This window comes from Nocardioides panacisoli (assembly GCF_039537325.1).
Taxonomy (GTDB): Bacteria; Actinomycetota; Actinomycetes; order Propionibacteriales; family Nocardioidaceae; genus Nocardioides; species Nocardioides panacisoli.
Genome location: NZ_BAABAH010000011.1, coordinates 1 through 20,549 on the forward strand (window position 1 = coordinate 1; position 20,549 = coordinate 20,549).

Here is a 20,549-nt window from a genome sequence, read left to right on the forward strand (position 1 = left end):
ACGATGACCGCGCCGCTGCCCTTGCTCCGTGGCTCGAGCTCTACAACACTCAGCGCCGCCACACTGCGCTCGACGGCCTGCCACCGATCAGCCGGCTGTCACCAACGTGACGGCCGAGTACATCTAGCCTCCGTGCATGACGTACACCTGGGACACCTCTCGCGAAGCCTTCGCGGCCGCGGCTCGATGGTTCGTCGGGACGGCCGCGCTCGTCGGCGACCGCTGGAGCGCCCCGGGCCTCGGCGAGTGGGACGTCCGGGCCCTGGTCGGCCACACCAGCCGGTCGTTCCTCACCGTGGAGACCTACCTCGAGCGACCGGCGGAGACGGCGGCCATCCCCTCACCGGCCGGCTACTACCGGGCGACCAGCGCGCTGAGCGCCGGTCCCGAGGTCGCAGACCGCGGCCGTGCCGCGGGTGCAGCGCTCGGCGACGACCCGGCCGCCGCGGTGGCGCAGATCGCCGAGCGGGTCCTCCCGCTCGTCGACGCCCACGACGGGACGGAGCTCCTCACCACCATCGCCGGCGGGATGCGGCTGTCGGACTACCTGCCCACCCGCACCTTCGAGCTGACCGTGCACACCGCCGACCTCGCCAGAGCGCTGAGCCTCCCCGTCGAGCCGCCGGTTGCAGCCGCCCGCCAGGTCATGCAGCTGCTGACGGACCTCTCCATCGACACCGGTGCCGTCGGACAGGTGCTGCTCGCTCTCACCGGCAGGTCCGGCCTCCCCTCCGGGTTCAGCGTCCTCTGACCCGCGGGGGCGCGGCGGTCCGGATATTTAACGTCAACGCTGGTTGACACGAAATGCGTTTTCATGTCAACTGAGGTTGACATGAAAACGAAGCGTAGCTACACCATGGGGGCGCGGGCCCAGGCCGTCGAGCAGACTCGTCGGCGGATCCTCGACGCCCTCTTCGAGCTCGCCGGCGAGCGGACGTTCCCCGACATCTCCTTGGACGACGTCGCCCGCGAGGCGGGGGTCAGCGTCCAGACCGTGCTCCGGCAGTTCGGCAGCCGGGCCGGGCTGTTCGAGGCCAACATCGAGGACGCGGTCAGCCGGGTCACCGAGGAACGAGCCACCCCCGTGGGCGACATCGACGCCGCCCTGCACGTGATCGTCGATCACTACGAGCGCCGCGGGAAGACCGCTCTCCTCATGCTCGCGCAGGAGAAGAGCGACCACCTGGTCAGCCGGATCACCGAACGCGGCCGACAGATGCACCGGGGCTGGGTCGAGGAGGTGTTCGCGCCGTACGCCGACGCGAGCTCGCCGACCATCGACCTGCTGGTCGTCGCGACCGACGTCTACACCTGGAAGCTGCTGCGCCACGACCGCGGGCTCTCGCGGTCCCACACCGAGCAACGCATGAAAACCCTCGTCCGGGCGGTCCTGGACGAGGCGACCAAGGACACACGACCATGAGCGACTTCCTCTTCGTCACCTGGGACGGTGGCGGCAACGTCCCACCCGCGGCCGGCATCGCCACCGAGCTCGCCGCCCGCGGCCACACGGTCCGGTTCATCGGGCACGAGGGCAACCGCCGGCAGCTCCCCGGGACGGACTTCACGGCGTACACCCGCGCCCGGCCGTTCGCGTCGGTGGAGAAGAACTCGTTGCTCGCCCACATCAAGATGTTCGGCGACCGCGGGATGGGCGCCGACGTGCTCGCCGAGCTCGATCGCCGGCCGGCAGACCTCGTCGTCGTCGACTGCATGGCCTTCGGCGTCATCCACGCGATCGAGCGGGCCGGCATCCGCTACGTGCTGCTCGAGCACCTCTACGACGAGTACTTCAGCGCCAAGTGGCTCAAGGGCCCGATCGGCCTCGGCGTCCGCGCGCAGCGGCTCGCGCCCCAGCGCGGTCTCGACGCGGCCGCCCTGCGGCTGGTCGCCTCCGCGCCCGAGCTCGACCCGGCGGGGCGGCGGGACCGCCCCGCGAACATGGTGCACACGGGTCCCGTCGTGACGGGGACGCCGGCGAATCCCTCCGAGCCGACCATCCTGGTCAGCCTGAGCACCTACAACTTCCCGGGCCAGGCCGCGGCTCTGCAGCGGGTCATCGACGCGGTTGCGGGGCTCGACGCTCGCGTCGTCGTCACCACAGGTCCCGCCATCGACGGATCGGCCCTGCGTCCGTCCTCCAACACCGAGATCCACGACTGGGTGCGGCACGGCGAGCTGATGCCGGAGGTGTCTCTCGTCGTCGGCCATGGCGGGCACGCGACGACCATGTCCGCCCTCGCGCACGACATCCCCCTGCTGATCCTGCCGATGCACCCGATGCTCGACCAGCCGATGGTCGGCCGGAGCATCGCGGAGGCCGGCGCCGGCCGGATGGCGAAGAAGACCGCACCCTCCGGTCAGCTCCGTCCGCTCATCGAGGAGCTCCTCGACGACGGGCCGCACCGGTCCGCCGCGGCAGCGCTCGGCGCGGCGATCCGTGGGGCGCGCGGTGCCGCCACCGCCGCGGACCGACTCGAGGCCGTGGTCAGGGACGAGGTTCCGCAGAGCTGAGGACCGCAGTCCCATCGATCCGGCTCAGCCGGCGTCGGTCGCCCACCAGGCGGCGATCTGGGCGCGCGAGCGAGCGCCGAGACGCAGGCGGATCCGTTCGACGTGGCCCTCGGCGGAGCGCTCGGTGATCCCGAGCCGGGCACCGATCTCGCGGTTGGTCAGGCCCTGGCTCACGAGCTCGGCGACCGCGCGCTGGCGGTCGGTCAGCACCCGCGCCTCGGCGCGACCGGACGCCCGAAGGCCGAGGTGCGACCGGATCTCCGCGACCAGGGGTCCGACCTCGCCGACGTAGGGCAGGTGGGAGCGGCCGGGGAGGACCCGCATCGTCCCCGACCGGACCCGATCCGCGATCAGCCGGCTCTGCTCGTCCGGCGCCGCCCGGTCGCCGTCCCGGCGCAGCACCAGGGTCGGTGCGGCGATGGCCGGGAGCGAGTCGCTGACATCGAGCTCGTGGCACAACCGCAGCAGCGAGGCGGCGAACGGCCCGGAGCAGCACTGCTGCTGGTACTCCGCGAACGCCGACCGCGACCCGGGCGGCGCATCCGGCGCGAAGATCTCGGTGAGGACGTCCGAGCCGAGGCCCCAGTGCGTGGCCACCAGTCCGATGACGTGCTCACGCACGTCCGGCTCGGAGAGCTCCGGCCCCACGGCCCAGCCGCCGTACAGCACGAGCCGGCGTACGGCGTCCGGGTGCTCGGCCGCCCAGCGGATCGTCACCGGCACGCCCAGCGAGCTGGCGACGACGTCGATCGGCCCCTCCGCGCGCAGCTGGGCCCGCGCGGCCGCCAGGACCGCCGACACCGCATCGACCTCCCGGTCGAGGCTCGGGGCCGGAGCGGGCCCCGACAGCCCGCAGCCCGGGCGGTCGTACCGGATCAGCGTGCGGCCCCGTGCCGTCGCGGTGAGGAACGCGTGCTCCGCGGGCAGCGCCCAGCTGCGCTCGAGGTGGCTCAGCCAGCCGCCGACGAACAGCAGCGGCGGCCCCGAGCCGGCGGTCGCGTACGCGACCTCGGTCCCATCGCCCAGGCGGGTCGACGCGATGCGCTGCTCCTGCACCCGCGACCTCCGCTCCTCGCCGATCCGCGCAGGTGGGGTAGTTCCACGCCTGCCCCCGCCCGCGACCGCGTGCGAAGTTTCGCACGTGACCACCAGCATCGACGTCCTGAAGCGAGGCGGGGCCGCCGGGATCGGCTACGCAGCCTCGGCCTACCTCCTCTTCACCGCAGTGACCGGCTACGCGGTCGCGTTCCTCGCCGACACGGTCGTGCCCCGCACGGTCGACGAAGGCGGCCCGACGGCGTCGACCGCCGTGTCGGTGGTCGTCGACGCCCTGCTGCTGTCCGTCTTCGCCGTGCAGCACACCGTGATGGCGCGGCCGGCGTTCAAGCGCCGGTGGACCCGCGTCGTCCCGGCGCACCTCGAACGGGCGACCTACGTCTTTGCCGCCAGCGCCTCGCTGGCGCTGACGTTCGCTCTGTGGCACCCGGTCCCGGACGTGGTCTGGGACGTCGGCCCGACCGCCGGCCGCGTGGCGGTGTGGGCGGCGTACGTCCTCGGCTGGCTGCTCGTCGTCGCGATGACGCACGCGTTCGACCATGCCGAGCTGTTCGGGCTCCGCCAGCCGCTGCTGCGCCGGTCGGGTCAGGAGCCGGCGACGCCGCAGCTGTCGGTGCCGCTCGCCTACCGGCTGGTGCGGCACCCGATGATGACCGGGTTCGTCATCGCCTTCTGGGCTGCGCCAACGATGACGGTCGGCCACCTGCTGTTCGCCGCGCTGAGCACGGCGTACGTCGTGGTTGGCGTGCGGTTCGAGGAGCGCGACCTCGCAGGCCAGCTGAGCGGGTACGAGGACTACGCCGCTCGCACGCCACGGTTCGTGCCCTGGCGCCTCACCCGATGAGCCGGACGAGAGCGGCGACCGCGGCGGCGCCGAAGACCACCACGAGGAACGGCGCCCGGAGCAGCAGCAGGCCGACCGCCGCAGCGAGGGCGACGGCGCGGGCGTCCAGGGTCAGCTCGTGGCCGGTGGCGAGCACCTGCACGGCGACCAGCGCCGCGAGCAGCGCGACCGGGATGAGTGCGGCGACCCGCTCGGCGACCGGGTGCTCGAGGAGGCGCTGCGGGACCGACAGGCCGACGTACTTCAGCACGTAGCAGCCGATCGCGGCGACCAGGATCGCCACCCACGTGGTGCTCACGACGGCTCCTCGATCGCAACGCCCCGGCGCGCCAGCACCAGGCCCACCACGACCGCGACGGCTCCCCCGCCGATCACCGGCACGCCGGCGGCCGTCCAGGGGACCAGGCCGGTCGCCGCGGCCGCGCCGACCAGCGCGACCAGGCGCTGCGGCCATGCGGTCAGCCGCGGCCAGAGCAGGGCGAGGAACGCGGCGCCGACGGCGGCGTCGAGCCCGAACGTCCGAGGGTCACCGAGCCTGGACCCGGCGACCGCACCGGCCAGCGTCATCAGGTTCCACAGCACGAAGATCGACCAGCCGGTCAGGCGGAACGCGAGGCGCGACTGGCGGGAGTCGTCCTGGCCGAGGCCCATCGCCGTCGACTCGTCGATGACCAGGTGCGCGGTGACCAGCCGCCGCCACCCGCGCACCTCGAGCCGCGGCGCCATCGTCGCGCCGTAGAACAGGTTGCGGCTGCCCAGGAGCAGCGCCGTGAGCGACCCCGTCAGGGGCGCGCCGCCCGCGGCGACGACCCCGACGAACGCGAACTGCGACGCCCCCGTGAAGACGAGCAGCGACAGCGCGCACGCCTGCCACACGTCGAGCCCGGAGGCCGTCGCGACCGCGCCGAAGGAGACGCCGTACGCGCCCGTCGCCACGCCGACGCCGAGCGAGTCGACGACGACGCGACGGTCGGGAGGCGTCTCCGCGGTCACGCTCTCGCGAGGGACACGGTGGCGAGCTCGCCGTCGCCGAGCGCGATCTCCGTGCCCGTCATGTGGTCGTCGACGGAGTACGACGTCGCGAGCGTCTCGCGCCCGATCAGCTGCTCGTGCGCGCGGGCGGCCGCCACGACCGCGGGCGTGCCGGCGAGCACCAGCGAGATCCGGTCGGAGACGTCGAGGCCGGCGTCCTTGCGGGCCTGCTGGACCGCGCGGACCAGGTCGCGGGCGAGACCCTCCTCTGCCAGCTCCGGTGTCACGAGGGTGTCGAGCACGACGAACCCGCCGCGCGGCAGCATGCCGGTGGCAGCGCCCTCCGCCGCGGACCCGACGACGGTCTCGAGCGCGAACTCGCCCTCGACCAGCGCGATGCCGCCGGCCGTGACCGTGCCGTCGTCCCCGACCGACCAGTCGCCCGACTTCGAGCCGCGGATCGCGACCTGGACGTCCTTGCCGAGCCGCGGGCCGGCCGCTCGCGCGTTCACGGTGAGCCGCTGCTCGACGCCGTACGAAGCGGCTTCCTCCGAGTCCGCGGCGACCAGCCGGACCTGCTTGACGTTGACCTCGTCCGCGACGATCCCGACGTACGACGACAGCGCGTCCGGGTCGTCGACGACGACCGTCAGCGTCGCCAGCGGCAGCCGGTTGCGGAGCTTGGCCGCCTTGCGCAGCGCCGACGTCGCCGAGCAGACCTCGCGCACCTGGTCCATCGCGGCGACCAGCGCCGGTTCACCGGGCAGCGCGTCGGCGTCCGGCCAGTCCTCGAGGTGCACCGAGCGGCCGCCGGTCAGCCCCCGCCAGATCTCCTCCGACGTCAGCGGCAGCAGCGGAGCCGTCGTGCGGCAGACGACGTCGAGCACCGTCGCGAGCGTCTCGAACGCCTCCGCCCGGCCCTCCCAGAACCGCTCGCGCGAGCGGCGGACGTACCAGTTCGTCAGCACGTCGAAGAAGCCGCGCACCGTCTCGCAGGCGTCGGCGATCGCGTAGTCGTCGAGCTGGCCGGTGAGCTGCTCGACGTACTCACGGGTCTTGGCCAGCAGGTAGCGGTCGAGCACGTCCGAGGAGCCCGACGAGGCGGCCGAGCCGACCGTGGCCTCGTAGCCCTCGGCGTTGGCGTAGAGCTGGAAGAAGTACCACGTGTTCCAGAGCGGGATCATCACCTGCCGCACGGCGTCGCGGATCCCCTGCTCGGTGACGATCAGGTTGCCGCCGCGCAGGATCGGCGACGCCATCAGGAACCAGCGCATGGCGTCGGCGCCGTCGCGGTCGAACACCTCGCGCACGTCGGGGTAGTTCCGCAGCGACTTCGACATCTTGTTGCCGTCCGAGCCGAGCACGATGCCGTGGCTGATGCAGGACTGGAACGCCGGACGGTCGAACAGCGCCGTCGCCAGGATGTGCATCGTGTAGAACCAGCCGCGGGTCTGGCCGATGTACTCGACGATGAAGTCGCCCGGGAAGTGGTGCTCGAACCACTCGGCGTTCTCGAACGGGTAGTGCACCTGCGCGAAGGACATCGAGCCGGAGTCGAACCACACGTCCAGCACGTCGGACACGCGCCGCATCGTGGATCTCTCGTTGCCGGGTCGCGGATCATCAGGGTTCGGCCGGGTCAGGTCGTCGACCCACGGCCGGTGCAGGTCCGGCTCGCCCGCGGCGTTGCGCGGCAGCCGGCCGAAGTCGCGCTCGAGCTCCTCGAACGAGCCGTAGACGTCGATCCGCGGGTATGCCGGGTCGTCGCTCTTCCACACCGGCACCGGGCTGCCCCAGAAGCGGTTGCGGGTGATCGACCAGTCGCGGGCGTTCTCCAGCCACTTGCCGAACTGGCCGTCCTTGATGTGCTCGGGCACCCAGCGGATCTGCTGGTTGAGCTCGCCCATCCGCGCCTTGAACTTGGTGACCTCGACGAACCACGACGAGACGCCCTTGTAGATCAGCGGCTCGCGGCACCGCCAGCAGTGCGGGTAGGAGTGGGTGTAGGTCTCGCGGCGCACGAGGACGGTGCCCGGCGTCACCCGCCCACCGTGGCTCTTGAGGTCGTCGATGATCTGCAGGTTGGCGTCGAAGACCAGCATCCCGGCGTACTCGTCGACGGGGTGGGTGAACCGGCCGTCCTTGCCGACGGGCATCACCGCCTCGATCCCCTCGCGGTCGGTGACCTCCTTGTCGACCTCACCGAAGGCGCCCGCGCTGTGCACCAGCCCGGTGCCGTCGGTGGTCGTCACCGCCTCGTCCGCGGGGACGACGCGGAAGGCGTTGGTGTGGCCCTCGAAGTAGGAGAACGGCGGGTTGTAGGTCAACCCGACCAGGTCCGAGCCCTTGCCCCGCCAGACGACGTTCGGCTCCTCCCCCAGCTCGCGGGCGTACGCCGACAGCCGCGCCTCCGCGAGGACCGAGCGCTCTCCGTACTCCTCCACCATGACGTAGTCGATGTCCGAGCCGACCATCACCGCCAGGTTGCTCGGCAGGGTCCACGGGGTCGTGGTCCAGATCAGCAGCTTGGCGCCGGCGAACGGACCCTCCGACGTGACCTCGAAGCCGACCGTGACCGATGGGTCCTGCCGGTCCTGGTAGACGTCGTCGTCCATCCGCAGCTCGTGGTTGGACAGCGGCGTCTCGTCGTTCCAGCAGTAGGGCAGGACGCGGAAGCCCTCATAGACCAGGCCCTTGTCGAAGAGGCTCTTGAACGCCCACAGCACCGACTCCATGAACTCGGGGTTCATGGTCTTGTAGTCGTTGTCGAAGTCGACCCAGCGCGCCTGCCGGGTGACGTAGTCGCGCCACTCGCCCGTGTACTTCAGCACCGACGCGCGGCAGGCGTCGTTGAACTTGTCGATCCCCATCTCGAGGATCTCGTCGGTCGTCTTGATGCCGTTGAGACGCATCGCCTCGAGCTCGGCAGGCAGACCGTGGGTGTCCCAGCCGAACCGGCGCTCGACCCGCTTGCCGCGCATCGTCTCGTAGCGCGGCACGATGTCCTTGACGTAGCCGGTCAGCAGGTGGCCGTAGTGCGGCAGGCCGTTCGCGAACGGCGGCCCGTCGTAGAAGACGAACTCGTTCTCGCCGTCCGTCCCCGGGTCACGCTGCTCGACCGACGCGCGGAAGGTGTCGTCCTCGGCCCAGTGCGCGAGCACCCGCTCCTCGATCTCGGGGAACCTCGGGCTCGACGGGACGGCCCCGGTGGGGTCGGTGGTGACCTTGGGGTAGGTCATCGCGGCTGCTCCTGCTGGTCGGGTCTCATCTGGCCACAGGGACGACGTCTGCCGCGGTACCACCCTGCTTGCCGACGTACGTCGACCACTCATGACGGCTGTGACGGGCCTACCCGCCGGGTTCTACTTGCCGGTCTCGTGACGGTCGCTGCGCGACCTCCTCGACCACCGGTGTTCTTCCCGGGGCTCGCCGCTGATGACGGCTCGAACGCCTGTGGTGCAGAGTCTAGGTCATGGCGGACATGTGGACCGAGCCGGAATCCGACCCCCGCTCCTACGGCGCGCCCGACGGGGAGCTGGCGAACTACCGGGAGTACCTCGGCAACTACCGACTCACGCTCGGGCTGAAGTGCGAGGGCCTGACACCCGAGCAGCTCGCCACGCAGTCCGTCCCACCGAGCAACCTCAGCCTGCTCGGCCTGGTCCGCCACATGGCGCGCGTCGAGCACAACTGGTTCCAGCGCGCCCTGCAGGGCAACCTCGACGAGCCCAGGCCCTACGGCGACCCGGACGACCCCGACGTGGAGTTCACCGGCGCGGTCGGCACGAAGGACTGCGTTGACGACGCCTTCGAGCAGTGGCGCCACCAGCTGGCGCGTGCCGACGAGTGGCTGGCCGCGCAGACCGACGAGTCGATGGCCGCCCGGATCGCCTACAACAGCGACGGCGAGGTCGCCTCGGTCCGGGACATCCTGATCCACATGATCGAGGAGTACGCCCGGCACTGCGGCCACGCCGACCTGCTCCGCGAGTGCATCGACGGCCGAACCGGCCAGTGACGAGGGCCGCCGCGGTCAGCCACTAGGCTCTCCCCACGTGACTGCCGCATGGGGCTTCGGCCTGACGACGTACGCCGTCGACGACTCGGTCCTCGACGTGTGGTTCCTCGCGCCGGCGCTGGGCGAGAGGCCCACCGACGCGGGGGCCCCGGCCGAGCTGACCGCCCTCGAGGGCGAGGACGACCTCCGCCGGGTCACGCGGAGGGTCGAGCTGGTCGAGATCGAGGACCTCGATGCCGCGCCGACGTCGACCGCCGACGTGTGGCTGCGACTCCACCTGCTCTCCCACCGGCTGGTGCAGCCCCGCGGCCTGAGCCTCGAGGGCATCTTCGGCCTGCTGACCAACGTGGTGTGGACGAGCGCCGGTCCGTGCGCGGTCGACGGGTTCGAGCTCACCCGCGCACGTCTCAGGGCGGTCGTACCCGGGCACACCGTGACCGTCTACGGGGTCGACAAGTTCCCCCGCATGGTCGACTACGTGCTGCCGAGCGGTGTCCGGATCGCCGACGCCGACCGGGTGCGGCTCGGCGCCCACCTCGCGGCCGGCACGACGGTCATGCACGAGGGCTTCGTGAACTACAACGCCGGCACGCTCGGCGCCTCGATGGTCGAGGGCCGGATCAGCGCCGGCGTCGTCGTGGGCGACGGGTCGGACGTCGGCGGCGGGGCGTCGATCATGGGCACCCTGTCCGGCGGCGGCAAGCAGGTCATCTCGATCGGCGAGCGCTGCCTCCTCGGCGCGAACTCCGGGGTCGGCATCTCGCTCGGCGACGACTGCGTCGTCGAGGCCGGCTGCTACGTCACGGCGGGCACCAAGGTCACCGTGCTCGAGCCGGGCAAGGACCCGCGCGTGGTCAAGGCCCTGGAGCTGTCCGGCGCCGGCAACGTCCTGTTCCGGCGCAACTCGGTCACGGGCGCCATCGAGGCCGTCCCGTGGCACGGCGAGGGCATCGCGCTCAACGACGCGCTTCACACGAACTGACAAACTCTCGGAGTGAGGACCAGCACGGGAGCGGTGGTCGTCGGCCTCGCTGCGATGGGCATCATCGCGGTGGTCGGCGTTGCCGTGCTGCAGTCGGCCGACGAGATCCTCGCGGGTCCCAGCGGCGACTGCGACGTGACGGTCGCGCACCACGAGGTCAAGCTGTCCGGCGAGCAGGCCGAGAACGCCGCACTGATCACGGCGCTCTCGATCCGGCGCGGACTGCCCGCGCGAGCCGCGTCGATCGCGCTCGCGACGGCGTACCAGGAGTCCGACCTCTACAACATCGACTACGGCGACCGGGACTCCGTCGGGCTCTTCCAGCAGCGCCCGTCGCAGGGATGGGGCAGCCGCGAGCAGCTGCTCGACCCGGTCTATGCGACGAACGCGTTCTACGACGCCCTGCAGCGGGTCGACGGCTACGAGAACATGGACATCACCGTGGCCGCGCAGACCGTGCAGCACTCCCAGTTCCCCGACGCGTACGCCGACCACGAGGCCGACGCGCGGACCGTGGCCTCCTCGCTCACCGGCTACTCCCCGGCGACCTTCTCCTGCGACCTCGACGGCGGGGCGCCGTCGGCCGACGACAAGCTCACGTCGACCGGGCTGACCAGCCGCGCGGACGCCGTGCGGAAGGACCTGGCGGAGCGGTTCGGTGAGGACGTGCTGGCGTCCGCCCACTACGACGGCCGCGCGGTCGAGATCTACCTCCGCCCGGAGAACGCGGCGAGCAAGGTGCGCGGGTGGGCACTGGCCGAGTACCTGGTCGCCAACGCCGCGCGGCTCGACGTGCGCACCGTCGGCTTCGACGGCCGGGTCTGGCGCGCGGGCGAGGACGGCTGGCACACCGACACCTCGGCGTCCGGTGGCGACCACCTCCACGTCGACGTCTTCAGCTAGGCACCGTCGGAACGGGCGCGGGCTCGCAGCGGCGCCCCCACCTGGTGCAGGTGTCGCAGCGCCAGCCCGTAGGTCTCGGGCAGGGTGGCCTCGGCGTAGGTGATCCCCCGCGACCGGCAGTGCCGCTCGATGACCGGCTGGGCGCGTCGGAGGTTCGGCCGCGGCATGCTCGGGAAGAGGTGGTGCTCGATCTGCAGGTTGAGGCCACCGAGCGCCAGGTCCACGGCTCGTCCTCCTCGGACGTTGCGCGAGGTGAGCACCTGCCGCAGCATCGGGTCCGCACCCTGCTCGGCTGTCAGGACCGGCATCCCCTTGTGCGAGGGCGCGAACGAGCAACCGAGGTAGACACCGAAGAGGGCCTGGTGGACGACGAAGAACACCGCCGCCTGGCCCAGGGTGAGGGTGCTGACGAGCAAGGCGGCATACAGCGCCAGGTGGACGACGAGCAGCAGAGCCTCGGTCTTGCGGTACCGGAGACCGGGACGGAGCACCGCCCGCACGCTCGAGACGCGCAGGTTCAACGCCTCCAGCGTCAGCATCGGGAAGAACAGCGCGGCCTGGTGGCGGGTCAGCCATGCCGCCGCCCCCCGGCGTGCGCCGGCCTGGTCCGCGTCGAACACGAACGCGCCGGCGGCGACGTCGGGATCGGTCTCGAGGTCGTTGGGGTGCGCGTGGTGCGCGTTGTGCTTGGCGACCCACCACCCGTAGCTCAGGGCGTTGAGCAGGTTGCCGAAGACCAGGCAGAGCACGGCCGCGGGTCGGCTGCCGCGGACGATCTGGCGGTGCGCGGCATCGTGGGAGAAGAACGCGATCTGCGTGGACACGATCGCAAAGACCGGCGCCAGTGCGACCGCCCACCACGAGTCCCGCAGCAGCACCATGCCTGCCACGACTGCCACGAGGGCGGCGACGTCCAGGCTTCCGAGGAAGAGGTAGTACGTGGGTCTAGGCTGGAGGAGTCCTCGATCGCGGATCTCCCTGACCAGCTCGCTGAAACCACTTTGGATGGGCTGACGGACGGACCCGGTGGCGGACATTGAGACTCCCGGCTGCTCGCTGACGGTGCCGCCGGGGTCCGAGGTGGCCTTGGTTCGAGGCTACCCCCACAACCCTGAGGGGTAGAGGCGTGCGGACCACCAGCCAGATCCTCACGACGATCGACGCCGTCGACGATGGTCGTCCGCTGCCGGAGCTGCTGTGCGTCGACTGCGACGAGGCCCTCGGCCTGAGCGGCAGCGCGATGTCCCTGATGAACGACGCCGGCCACCAGGGCGTGATCGGGTGCTCGGGTCCGCTCGCGGGCCAGCTCGAGGAGCTCCAGTTCGAGCTCGGCGAGGGACCGAGCCTGGACGCGTCCCGCTCCAACCGCCCGGTCCTCCGGCCCGACCTCGCCGGCGCGCTGTCGCAATGGCCGGGCTTCGCGCCGGCGGCCCTCGGCGCGGGCGTCCAGGCGGTCTTCGCGGTCCCGCTCCAGGTGGACGCGATCCGGTTGGGGAGCCTGTGCCTCTACCGGTCCGCCCATGGCGCTCTCGACGACGGCGAGGCGATGACGACCGTCGCCTACGCGGACGCGGCCGTGGCGGTGCTGCTGCGCCTGCAGGCCGGGGCGGGAGGTGCGGCCGCCCTCCCTCCCGAGCTCGGCCGGCCGCTGGAGTACCGCGCCGAGGTGCACCAGGCCACCGGCTTCCTCTCCGTCCAGGCGGCTGTCGGCCTGCCCGAGGCGCTGCTGCTCCTCCGGGCTCGCGCCTTCTCCAGCGACCGGCCCCTCCTCCAGGTCGCCCGAGACGTGCTGTCCGGGCGCATCCGCATCCTCAGGGGCGACGAGGATGATTGACTCGACATCCGCGACCCTCGACCGACCACGTGAGAGGTCACCCTCATGACCACTGAACAGCGGTTGACCCAGGTGTTCGTCGAGCTCGCCGACACCCTCGTCGACGAATTCGACGCCCTGGACTTCCTGTCCACGCTGACCGAGCGGGCGGTGGAGCTCCTCCACGCCGACGCTGCCGGCGTGATCCTGAACGACCTGCGCGGGAACCTGCACGTGGTCGCGTCGACCAGCGAGCAGGCGCAGCTCCTGGAGCTGCTGGAGCTCCAGAACGAGGAGGGCCCCTGCCTGGACTGCTTCCACACGGGCCGCGAGGTCGTCAACGTGGCCGTGCCCGAGGCGCGCACCCGTTGGCCGCGGTTCAGCGCCGCGACGGCCGAGGTGGGCTACCAGTCGGCCCATGCGATCCCCCTGCGCCTGCGGGACTCCCTGGTCGGCGCGATGAACCTGTTCTGCGTGAACGCCACCCGGCTGAGCGAGCAGGACATCGCGCTCGCCCAGGCGTTGGCGGACATCGCCACGATCGGCCTGCTGCAGGAGCGCGCCGTCCGCCAGTCCGGTCTGATCGCCGAGCAGCTGCAGACGGCGCTCGACAGCCGCATCCTGATCGAGCAGGCAAAGGGAGTCCTCCTCGCCAGCGCCGGGCTCGAGGTGCAGCTCGGCTTCCAGCTGATGCGCGCGTACAGCCGGCGCAACCGCCAGCCGCTCAAGGCCGTCGCCCAGAGCGTGGTGGACCACGAGCTCACAGCCGACCAGCTGCGACCTGCCTGACGCCTCCGAGATCCTTTACCCGGAATCGAGAACCAACCGGGCGGAGCCCGCATCACAACGGGCATCTGCGGCTCACCGAACGAGCCGTCCTCCACCTCCCGACAAGGAACTCGATCATGAACACCATCACCCACCGCATCGCCACCGGTCTCCTCGCCACCGCCGCCGTCGGCGGCCTCGCCCTCGCGGCGTCCGCCCCGGCCAACGCGCTGTCCAAGTCCGCGTCGACGGTCACGATCCAGGCCGACGGCGTCGACCTGTCCGGCGCCGTCTCCAGCAGCAACCCCGGCTGCCTGTCGGACCGCACGGTCATCGTCTACAAGGTGGTCGGCACCCGCGGGGGCGGCGACGACACCCGGCTCGCCAGCGACACCACCGGCGACGACGGCAGCTGGAACACCGGCAACACCGGCATCCAGGGCTACTTCTACGCCAAGGTCAAGGCCAACACGACCTGTGGCCGGGCCTTCAGCTCGACCGTCCACGCGGTGCGCTGAGACCAGCACCCCGCAACATCCGGGCTCGGCCCCGGGACCGGGCACCGCTCCCGGTCCCGGGGCCTATGTCTGAAATTTGGCGCATCGGCGGTCGCGTGTGTCGACACTGACAAGAGGGCTCCCACGACTTCGAGAGGAATTCTCATGACCAACCTCGCCCGAGTCACTCTCACGCTTCTGTCCACCGGCGTCGCGCTCGCGTGCGTCGGCACGCCGTCGTCGGCCTGGGCGCTGACGCCTTCCAAGGTCACGATCCATGCCGACGGTCTCGACCTCCACGGCAGCGTGTCGAGCACCAGGCCCGCCTGCGTCGGGCACCGCGAGATCATCGTCATCAAGCAGGTCGGCAGCCGGGGCGGCGGCGACGACCTCCGCTTCGCCAGCGACACCACGGAGAACGACGGCAGCTGGAGCATCGGCAACACCGGCACCCCAGGCAGGTTCTTCGCGAAGGTGCGCAAGACCGCCCATTGCGCCGGCGACACGAGCAAAACGATCCGGGCTGTCCGGAACCCCTGACGGCCGCGCTCAGGGCTTCGCGGACAAGCGCTCCACAGCCGCGTCGACGCGTTCGTCGGTCGCGGTGAATGCGACCCGGACGTGCCGGGCGCCGGCCCGGCCGTAGAACTCACCGGGAGCGACCAGGATCCCCCGCTCGGCGAGCGCGGCGACGGTGGCCCAGCACTCCTCGTCGCGCGTCGCCCACAGGTAGAGCGACGCCTCGGAGTGGTCGATGGTGAAGCCCGCTCCCTTCAGAGCGGCCCTCAGCTTCGAGCGGCGTACGGCGTAGCGCGCGTGCTGCTCGGCCACGTGGGCGTCGTCGTCGAGCGCGGCCACCATCGCGACCTGCTGCGGGCCGGGCATCTGCAGTCCGAGGTTCTTGCGGACCGCGAGCAGCTCGGCCACGACGGCCCGGTCGCCGGCGACGAACGCGCACCGGTAGCCGGCCAGGTTCGAGCGCTTCGACAGCGAGTGCACGGCGAGGATCCCGTCGTGGCTCCCCCCGCAGATGTCGGGATGGAGGACGGAGACGGCCTCCCCCTCCCAGACGCACTCGACGTAGCACTCGTCGCTGACGAGCAGCACCCCACGCTCGCGGCACCAGTCGACGACCTTCTTCAGGTGCGCAGGAGGCAGGATGCGGCCGGTCGGGTTCGACGGGCTGTTGATCCAGAGCACCCGCGGCGACTGCGGCCCGAGCGAGGTGAGGGAGTCGGAGGCCATCGCACGAGCGCCGGCGAGCGCGGCGCCGACCTCGTAGGTCGGATAGGCAAGCTCCGGGTAGACGACCAGGTCGCCGGCGCCGACGCCCAGGTGCAGGGCCAGCGAAGCGATCAGCTCCTTGGAGCCGATCACCGGCAGCACGCCGTCGATGTCCAGGCCGGTCACGCCGTGCCGGCGCGCCAGCCAGTCGACGGCCGCCTGGCGCGCCTCAGGACGGCCGATCGTCAGCGGGTAGCCCGGCGAGTCGGCGGCCTCACGCAGCGCCTGCTGCACGACCTCCGGCGTCGGGTCGACGGGCGTGCCCACGGACAGGTCGACGAGGCCGTCCGGGTGCGCGCGCGCCGTCGCGGCGTACGACGTCAGCTTGTCCCAGGGGAAGTCCGGGAGCCGCGAGGAGACCTGAGGGGTCAGTGGACTCAGTGCTCGGTGTTCTGCGGCGGGAGCGCCGCGACGAACTCGTGGTCATTGTCGATCTCGCCCATCTTGGCGGCGCCACCGGGCGAGCCGAGGTCGTCGAAGAAGTGGACGTTGGCGTCGTAGTAGCCCTTCCACTCCTCCGGGACGTCGTCCTCGTAGAAGATCGCCTCGACCGGGCACACCGGCTCGCAGGCGCCGCAGTCGACGCACTCGTCGGGGTGGATGTAGAGCATCCGCTTGCCCTCGTAGATGCAGTCCACGGGGCACTCGTCGACGCAGGCGCGGTCCTTCAGGTCGACACAGGGCTGCGAGATGACGTAGGTCATGCGCGGAATACTAGTGTCCGCCGGATGGACGACGTGCAGGACCCTCGCCATCCGGGACAACACGTTCTCGGACCCCATGTGGTGGGACAGCGCGTCGTGGTCCGAAGGCTGCTGCGCGGCGAGACCGGCCCGAGCGGAGGGCCCGCGATGACCGACCTGCTCGGGGTGTGCACGGCCTGGGGCGACGGGGTCTGCGTGGTCCAGCCCGAGTCCGGCCCGCCGGTCGAGATCCCGCTCGCCGACATCGTGTCCGGCAAGCCGGTCCCACCGCGACCGTCGGTGCGGATGCGGGTGTCGGCGCGGGACGCAGAGCTGCACACCGCCTCGCTCTGGCCGTCCGTGGAGACCCGTCCGCTGGGCGAGTGGGTGCTGCGCACGGACGTGGCCCCCGTCGGGCGGCTCCGTCGCCGCGCGAACTCCTGCCTGGCGATGGGCGACCCCGGGCTGCCGTTCGCGGAGGCCGCCGCGGCGGTGATCGCCTTCTACGGGGAGCGGCAGCGGGCGGCGTACGCCCAGGTCGAGCTGGGCTCGGCCGAGGAAGCGGCTTTCATCGCTGCCGGCTGGGAGATCGACCCGACCGGCGACGCAGAGCACCGCCTCGCCTCGCTGACGCAGGTACGGCGACGCCTCCGCGCCGTCGGAGGGATGGCGGAGGTGGCGGCCGACGGTCCCCGGGTCGTCGCGACCATCGCCGACGGCGCGACCACCTGGGCCCGCGGTGAGGCCGCGATCGACGGCGACTGGCTCGGCGTGCACGCCGTCGAGGTGGACCCGGCGCACCGGCGCCAGGGCCTGGCCCGCGCCGTGATGGCCGAGCTCCTCGGCTGGGGGGCCGAGCAGGGCGCGACCACCGTCTGGCTGCACGTCGAGACCGCTAACGAGCCCGCGCGGGCGCTGTACGACGACCTCGGCCTCGCGGTGCACCATTCGGTGCGCTACCTCGCGTTTCCTGCGCAGGGTGGTCAGGCGACCAGCTGGTAGCGCCCTGGGGCGACCTGGACGTAGTAGGGCTGGCGCCAGCCGGGCGGTGGCGGGGCGTGGCTGAGGTAGCGGTGACCGGTGGGGGTGATGGTCTCGATCCCCTCATCGGTGGCGTGTTGTCGCCAGCCGGGGGCTTGTTTGGCGTGGTTGCACGCCTCACACAGTCCCTGACCGTTCTCGGCGCTGGTCTGGCCACCGTCCTCGGCGGGCTGGACGTGGTCTGCGTGGCGGACCGGGGCGCCGCAGTAGGGGTTGCGGCAGATCCCCTGCTCACGGATCCGCAGGAACTCGGCGAGGCCCTGGGGAAAGAGCCGCTGCTTGCTGCTCATCGCGACCAGGCGACCGTGGCGGTCGGCGTAGAGCCGGCGGATCCAGGTCTGCAGGTCACCGGTCAGGGATTGTGCGGCGAGGAGCCGGGCGATCTCGGCGGGCACGACCTCCTCCTCGACCAGGGCCGCGGCATGGCCACCGAACAGGGTGGCATGAGACATGGTCAGGTTGATCGCGACCGGCACCGCCGGCGGCTCGACACCGGTGCTCATCGGCACCCCGGTGCCCCGCGCGACCAACAGGTCGGCCATCAGCTGACCCCGACTCCGCGGGTCACCGGTCGCGATCAGCGCGACCGCCGCCTGCTGCAACGCCGCACGCAGCGCCACACCCTGGGCGACCGGCAACAACGCGGTCAGGTAGGTCATCGTCTCCGGCGCCGGACGCAGGGTCACGGTGCGGTCCTTGGCGGCGTTGCTCGCCCGGTCGACCACCGCCTTGGGGTCCAGCTCGTAGGCCAGCTGCTTCGCCCTCGCCAACAACCGGCGGGTGCCGAGCCCCTCGAGCCCTTTGGGGTCCGCACACAGCTCCTCATCGACGAACGCCCGCTGCTCCGCAGACAGGCACGCGGTCTCCCGCAGCAACAGCATCGCCCGCCACTCGTTGAGGGTGCCGTCCTTGAGCCGCGCCAACGTGTGCGGCATCTCGGCCTGGGCGAGCTTCGCGAAACCCAGCAGCACCTGCCCCCGGTGCGGCGACTCCCGGCGAGCCAGCGCGACCTCCGCCGCCACTCCCCTGCCCCGCCGACGCGCCGGAACACCGCGTGCCGACTCCACGCCGCGCCGAGCGGCGTCATAAGCCACGCTCGACTCGGCCTGCACCGCACACGCAGCCGACTTCAACGCCTCCAGCTCACCGACCACAGCGATCAGCTCCGCAGGATCAGACGGCAACCCACCGGCCTGCAGCACACGTCGCAGATCAGCGACCTGCTGCGCTGAGAGAGTGGTCTCGGAAGCCATACCACAGTCTATCGAACGTATGTTCGAATCGCAAGTAACGCTCCTCACCCGTCTCGCGGAGTTTCAGACAGTTCCTGATACGCGATACGCCCTCTCATGCCGATGTGCGTGCGGGTGACCTCATCCGGCTGAGAAGATGCGCTCGTGGTTGGATCCCGGGTCTCGATGCAGGTCAACGACGTGACAGATAGCCGTTGGCCCGCGGCGTTGGACTTGCTCGATTCCGGAGAGACTTGGATCGGCCTCGGCGACCTGGTCTTGTGTTGCGACCTCGCCACCGAGCGAACCCGGGGCAGGCTGCACGTCGAGTTCCCGTGCCGGTTCGATCCGCTCCGCGGCGACGGTCCAGCGCCCGACCGGCTTGGTCACGTCGCCACCGCCGGCTTGGCCAGAGCGCGTGAACTCATTGGGACCGCGTGTGATGTGGACCCACGCTTCGCGACCCTGGTGGCTAGGTCGGACGTGCTGTACGAGTTCGTTCACGATTACGGAATGGGCACGCTCTTGGTCGCCACCGCGAGGCCCGAGGGACCCCTCACCTGGAAGCAGTGACTCAGGCGCGTCGCTCGCTACTGGCGCGCGTAGCGCGATCAAACCGATGAGCGGTGGCAGAGGTGAAGGGTCGAGGATGTGGCGAAGATGAGCAGGGTGCCACCCTGCGAGAAACCCAGCGCCCGAGGCTCGTCCGTGTCTTCGATCGCGAAGCGGGGCCGGTCTTCATGGCTCACGAGTGCTCCGGTCGGGACCAACGCCGCCGACCAGCCATCATCGGTTTCCTTGCGGAAGTTCCCGCCCCATAGTCCCATCGACGGCATTAGGACCACTCCCGTCGGGGTCTCTTTCCTGATGGACGGAGGGTCCGCCTGATACCAGGCGTAGTCCCCGTGGGGATCACTCTCGCGTCCGCGCACAGCTCCCGTGCGAGCGTCGACGAGACCGATGCCGGAGTGGCTGCCGACCGCGACAGTGTCTTCGTCCCAGAAGGCCACTGCAACAAGGCCGCCCACAGCCACTGGCGGGACCCGCTGCCAACTCGTCATGCCTCGACCATCTCAGACGTCTGCGCGCTACTGCCGCACGGCGTGCGCGGTTCCGCACGCTACTGCCGCACGGCAGGCGCGAAGGGGCCGATGAGTGCGCCTCAAGCTGACGGGCCGTAGGGACTGCTCCGGCCAGACCTTGCCATTGACTGCTGGCCTGTCGGTTCGAGGAGCGTGCATCGGAGTGTGTAACTACCTTCGTCGCCCCACATGTCGGTGGAGCGCAGGTTTCGCCACTCTCTGCGGTGAGGATCCCTGATCGTCATGGCGCCCTCGTCGGGGCCGACGTAGAGAGGGTGTCCGTACTCGACCTGGATCCCAGGAGACGTGTCCAGGCGGATCTCCTCGATCCGCCACGTGTAAATCATCGGTGGTATACCTTCGCGCGTCGCAAGCTGGTCCATGTAGGCGAAATGATCGACGCTTAGGTAGATCTCGCCGCTGAGCCTTAGCCCCGCGCGCGGGGGTCTCAAGTCGTCCAGAACCATCCATTCCTTGTACGCGAGCAGTCCGAAGTCGAGAACGAAACCGTCCTGCATCGGCGCGTCCGCGGCTCGGATCAGGTCGGCGTTCACTCGGTACAACGCGTTCTCGTCCACCGCCTGGCAGGTCACCCCCGGTCGCGTGGTGGGCTTGAGACGCTCATGTCGCTGATATCCGAACTCCAGCGCGAACTGTCGCACCTGGCCGACCGCGAAGTCGGTGTAGTTACCGTCCTGAAGGACCCAGCCGTCGAGTCCAACCCACCAGTCCCGATCGATTAACTCTTCGCGAGACATTCAGCCATGGTGGCAGGGCTCCGGCTCAGCTGGCACCCCAGTTTCCTGTGCGCGCTACTGCCGCGCAGCGTGCGCGGGCGCGCCTCAGGCTGGTCGGCGCCG

At 70.9% G+C, this 20,549-nt stretch carries 23 protein-coding genes; 14 read left to right on the forward strand and 9 right to left on the reverse strand.

Going from position 1 to position 20,549, the window contains the following annotated elements; genetic code table 11:
- The 4 genes from ABD709_RS14535 to ABD709_RS14550 form a co-directional block, all read left to right on the forward strand.
- The coding region (locus ABD709_RS14535; protein WP_344776909.1) for an integrase core domain-containing protein at positions 1-110 on the forward strand (110 nt) is incomplete at its 5' end.
- 26 nt (positions 111-136) lie between these two features.
- Positions 137-751 (forward strand): maleylpyruvate isomerase N-terminal domain-containing protein, encoded by a 615-nt coding sequence (locus tag ABD709_RS14540; protein ID WP_344776637.1) that lies wholly within the window; start codon positions 137-139, stop codon positions 749-751.
- Positions 752-832: 81 nt separating this feature from the next.
- Positions 833-1,423, forward strand: a complete 591-nt coding sequence (locus ABD709_RS14545; protein ID WP_344776639.1) for a TetR/AcrR family transcriptional regulator — start codon at positions 833-835, stop codon at positions 1,421-1,423.
- Positions 1,420-2,514, forward strand: a complete 1,095-nt coding sequence (locus tag ABD709_RS14550; RefSeq protein ID WP_344776641.1) for a glycosyltransferase — start codon at positions 1,420-1,422, stop codon at positions 2,512-2,514. Before ABD709_RS14545 ends, ABD709_RS14550 begins: the two co-directional genes overlap by 4 nt.
- Before the next feature lie 24 nt (positions 2,515-2,538).
- Here ABD709_RS14550 and ABD709_RS14555 read toward each other — a convergent pair whose 3' ends face one another.
- The gene (locus ABD709_RS14555) at positions 2,539-3,570 is read right to left on the reverse strand and encodes an alpha/beta fold hydrolase (protein ID WP_344776643.1); all 1,032 of its coding nucleotides are present in this window, start codon (positions 3,568-3,570) and stop codon (positions 2,539-2,541) included.
- 85 nt (positions 3,571-3,655) lie between these two features.
- Here ABD709_RS14555 and ABD709_RS14560 point away from each other — a divergent pair, with 85 nt between their 5' ends.
- Complete coding sequence (locus ABD709_RS14560; RefSeq protein ID WP_344776645.1) at positions 3,656-4,414, forward strand: methyltransferase family protein; 759 nt, start codon at positions 3,656-3,658, stop codon at positions 4,412-4,414.
- On the opposite strand, the gene ABD709_RS14565 is transcribed toward ABD709_RS14560, so the two are convergent.
- The 3 genes from ABD709_RS14565 to ileS are packed head-to-tail and all read right to left on the reverse strand — an operon-like array spanning position 4,404 to position 8,625.
- On the reverse strand, positions 4,404-4,712 hold the full coding sequence (locus ABD709_RS14565; protein ID WP_344776647.1) for an AzlD domain-containing protein: 309 nt from the start codon (positions 4,710-4,712) through the stop codon (positions 4,404-4,406). The genes ABD709_RS14560 and ABD709_RS14565 overlap by 11 nt on opposite strands.
- The gene (locus tag ABD709_RS14570) at positions 4,709-5,407 is read right to left on the reverse strand and encodes an AzlC family ABC transporter permease (RefSeq protein ID WP_344776649.1); all 699 of its coding nucleotides are present in this window, start codon (positions 5,405-5,407) and stop codon (positions 4,709-4,711) included. Before ABD709_RS14570 ends, ABD709_RS14565 begins: the two co-directional genes overlap by 4 nt.
- Positions 5,404-8,625 (reverse strand): isoleucine--tRNA ligase, encoded by a 3,222-nt coding sequence (gene ileS / locus ABD709_RS14575; RefSeq protein ID WP_344776651.1) that lies wholly within the window; start codon positions 8,623-8,625, stop codon positions 5,404-5,406. The genes ABD709_RS14570 and ileS overlap by 4 nt, the downstream gene beginning before the upstream one ends.
- A 233-nt stretch (positions 8,626-8,858) precedes the next feature.
- Here ileS and ABD709_RS14580 point away from each other — a divergent pair, with 233 nt between their 5' ends.
- The 3 genes from ABD709_RS14580 to ABD709_RS14590 are packed head-to-tail and all read left to right on the forward strand — an operon-like array spanning position 8,859 to position 11,289.
- Positions 8,859-9,404: a DinB family protein gene (locus ABD709_RS14580; protein ID WP_344776653.1), complete on the forward strand. Its 546-nt coding sequence runs from the start codon at positions 8,859-8,861 to the stop codon at positions 9,402-9,404.
- Between the two features lie 37 nt (positions 9,405-9,441).
- Entirely contained in the window at positions 9,442-10,386 is a 945-nt protein-coding gene (dapD, locus tag ABD709_RS14585; RefSeq protein WP_344776655.1) for a 2,3,4,5-tetrahydropyridine-2,6-dicarboxylate N-succinyltransferase, read from the forward strand.
- A gap of 12 nt (positions 10,387-10,398) precedes the next feature.
- Positions 10,399-11,289 carry a VldE C-terminal domain-containing protein gene (locus ABD709_RS14590; RefSeq protein ID WP_344776657.1) on the forward strand — a complete coding sequence of 297 codons (891 nt, stop codon included), beginning with the start codon at positions 10,399-10,401 and terminating at the stop codon, positions 11,287-11,289.
- Here ABD709_RS14590 and ABD709_RS14595 read toward each other — a convergent pair.
- Positions 11,286-12,188: a fatty acid desaturase family protein gene (locus ABD709_RS14595; RefSeq protein WP_344776659.1), complete on the reverse strand. Its 903-nt coding sequence runs from the start codon at positions 12,186-12,188 to the stop codon at positions 11,286-11,288. The two genes, ABD709_RS14590 and ABD709_RS14595, sit on opposite strands and share 4 nt — an antisense overlap.
- Before the next feature lie 227 nt (positions 12,189-12,415).
- Here ABD709_RS14595 and ABD709_RS14600 point away from each other — a divergent pair, with 227 nt between their 5' ends.
- From ABD709_RS14600 to ABD709_RS14615, 4 genes are all read left to right on the forward strand, one after another.
- A complete protein-coding gene (locus ABD709_RS14600) occupies positions 12,416-13,123 on the forward strand; it encodes a GAF and ANTAR domain-containing protein (RefSeq protein ID WP_344776661.1) in 708 nt (235 codons plus the stop codon).
- 45 nt (positions 13,124-13,168) lie between these two features.
- Positions 13,169-13,891 (forward strand): ANTAR domain-containing protein, encoded by a 723-nt coding sequence (locus ABD709_RS14605; RefSeq protein ID WP_344776663.1) that lies wholly within the window; start codon positions 13,169-13,171, stop codon positions 13,889-13,891.
- Between the two features lie 116 nt (positions 13,892-14,007).
- Positions 14,008-14,388: a hypothetical protein gene (locus tag ABD709_RS14610; RefSeq protein WP_344776665.1), complete on the forward strand. Its 381-nt coding sequence runs from the start codon at positions 14,008-14,010 to the stop codon at positions 14,386-14,388.
- Positions 14,389-14,532: 144 nt separating this feature from the next.
- Positions 14,533-14,907, forward strand: a complete 375-nt coding sequence (locus tag ABD709_RS14615) for a hypothetical protein (protein WP_344776667.1) — start codon at positions 14,533-14,535, stop codon at positions 14,905-14,907.
- A 9-nt stretch (positions 14,908-14,916) separates the two neighbouring features.
- Here ABD709_RS14615 and dapC read toward each other — a convergent pair whose 3' ends face one another.
- Together dapC and fdxA are read right to left on the reverse strand one after the other, a co-directional pair.
- The gene (gene dapC, locus ABD709_RS14620; RefSeq protein WP_344776911.1) at positions 14,917-16,023 is read right to left on the reverse strand and encodes a succinyldiaminopimelate transaminase; all 1,107 of its coding nucleotides are present in this window, start codon (positions 16,021-16,023) and stop codon (positions 14,917-14,919) included.
- Between the two features lie 5 nt (positions 16,024-16,028).
- Positions 16,029-16,355 carry a ferredoxin gene (gene fdxA, locus ABD709_RS14625; RefSeq protein ID WP_344776669.1) on the reverse strand — a complete coding sequence of 109 codons (327 nt, stop codon included), beginning with the start codon at positions 16,353-16,355 and terminating at the stop codon, positions 16,029-16,031.
- A gap of 147 nt (positions 16,356-16,502) precedes the next feature.
- Between fdxA and ABD709_RS14630 the strand changes: the two genes are divergently transcribed.
- Positions 16,503-17,336 carry a GNAT family N-acetyltransferase gene (locus ABD709_RS14630; protein ID WP_344776671.1) on the forward strand — a complete coding sequence of 278 codons (834 nt, stop codon included), beginning with the start codon at positions 16,503-16,505 and terminating at the stop codon, positions 17,334-17,336.
- On the opposite strand, the gene ABD709_RS14635 is transcribed toward ABD709_RS14630, so the two are convergent.
- Complete coding sequence (locus tag ABD709_RS14635; protein ID WP_425575143.1) at positions 17,318-18,397, reverse strand: HNH endonuclease; 1,080 nt, start codon at positions 18,395-18,397, stop codon at positions 17,318-17,320. The genes ABD709_RS14630 and ABD709_RS14635 overlap by 19 nt on opposite strands.
- A 396-nt stretch (positions 18,398-18,793) precedes the next feature.
- On the opposite strand from ABD709_RS14635, the gene ABD709_RS14640 reads away from it, so the two are divergent.
- Complete coding sequence (locus tag ABD709_RS14640; RefSeq protein ID WP_344776675.1) at positions 18,794-19,180, forward strand: hypothetical protein; 387 nt, start codon at positions 18,794-18,796, stop codon at positions 19,178-19,180.
- 589 nt (positions 19,181-19,769) lie between these two features.
- Here ABD709_RS14640 and ABD709_RS14645 read toward each other — a convergent pair.
- Entirely contained in the window at positions 19,770-20,447 is a 678-nt protein-coding gene (locus tag ABD709_RS14645) for a hypothetical protein (RefSeq protein WP_344776677.1), read from the reverse strand.
- Positions 20,448-20,549 lie beyond the last annotated feature (102 nt).

Coding starts and splice junctions, on each gene's coding strand:
- ABD709_RS14540 (WP_344776637.1), top strand. CDS start 137: ATGACGTACACCTGGGACACCTCTCGCGAAGCCTTCGCGGCCGCGGCT.
- ABD709_RS14640 (WP_344776675.1), top strand. CDS start 18,794: ATGCAGGTCAACGACGTGACAGATAGCCGTTGGCCCGCGGCGTTGGAC.
- ABD709_RS14630 (WP_344776671.1), top strand. CDS start 16,503: ATGACCGACCTGCTCGGGGTGTGCACGGCCTGGGGCGACGGGGTCTGC.
- ABD709_RS14580 (WP_344776653.1), top strand. CDS start 8,859: ATGGCGGACATGTGGACCGAGCCGGAATCCGACCCCCGCTCCTACGGC.
- ABD709_RS14605 (WP_344776663.1), top strand. CDS start 13,169: ATGACCACTGAACAGCGGTTGACCCAGGTGTTCGTCGAGCTCGCCGAC.
- ileS (WP_344776651.1), bottom strand. CDS start 8,625: ATGACCTACCCCAAGGTCACCACCGACCCCACCGGGGCCGTCCCGTCG.
- ABD709_RS14615 (WP_344776667.1), top strand. CDS start 14,533: ATGACCAACCTCGCCCGAGTCACTCTCACGCTTCTGTCCACCGGCGTC.
- fdxA (WP_344776669.1), bottom strand. CDS start 16,355: ATGACCTACGTCATCTCGCAGCCCTGTGTCGACCTGAAGGACCGCGCC.
- ABD709_RS14610 (WP_344776665.1), top strand. CDS start 14,008: ATGAACACCATCACCCACCGCATCGCCACCGGTCTCCTCGCCACCGCC.
- ABD709_RS14545 (WP_344776639.1), top strand. CDS start 833: ATGAAAACGAAGCGTAGCTACACCATGGGGGCGCGGGCCCAGGCCGTC.
- ABD709_RS14550 (WP_344776641.1), top strand. CDS start 1,420: ATGAGCGACTTCCTCTTCGTCACCTGGGACGGTGGCGGCAACGTCCCA.
- ABD709_RS14645 (WP_344776677.1), bottom strand. CDS start 20,447: ATGTCTCGCGAAGAGTTAATCGATCGGGACTGGTGGGTTGGACTCGAC.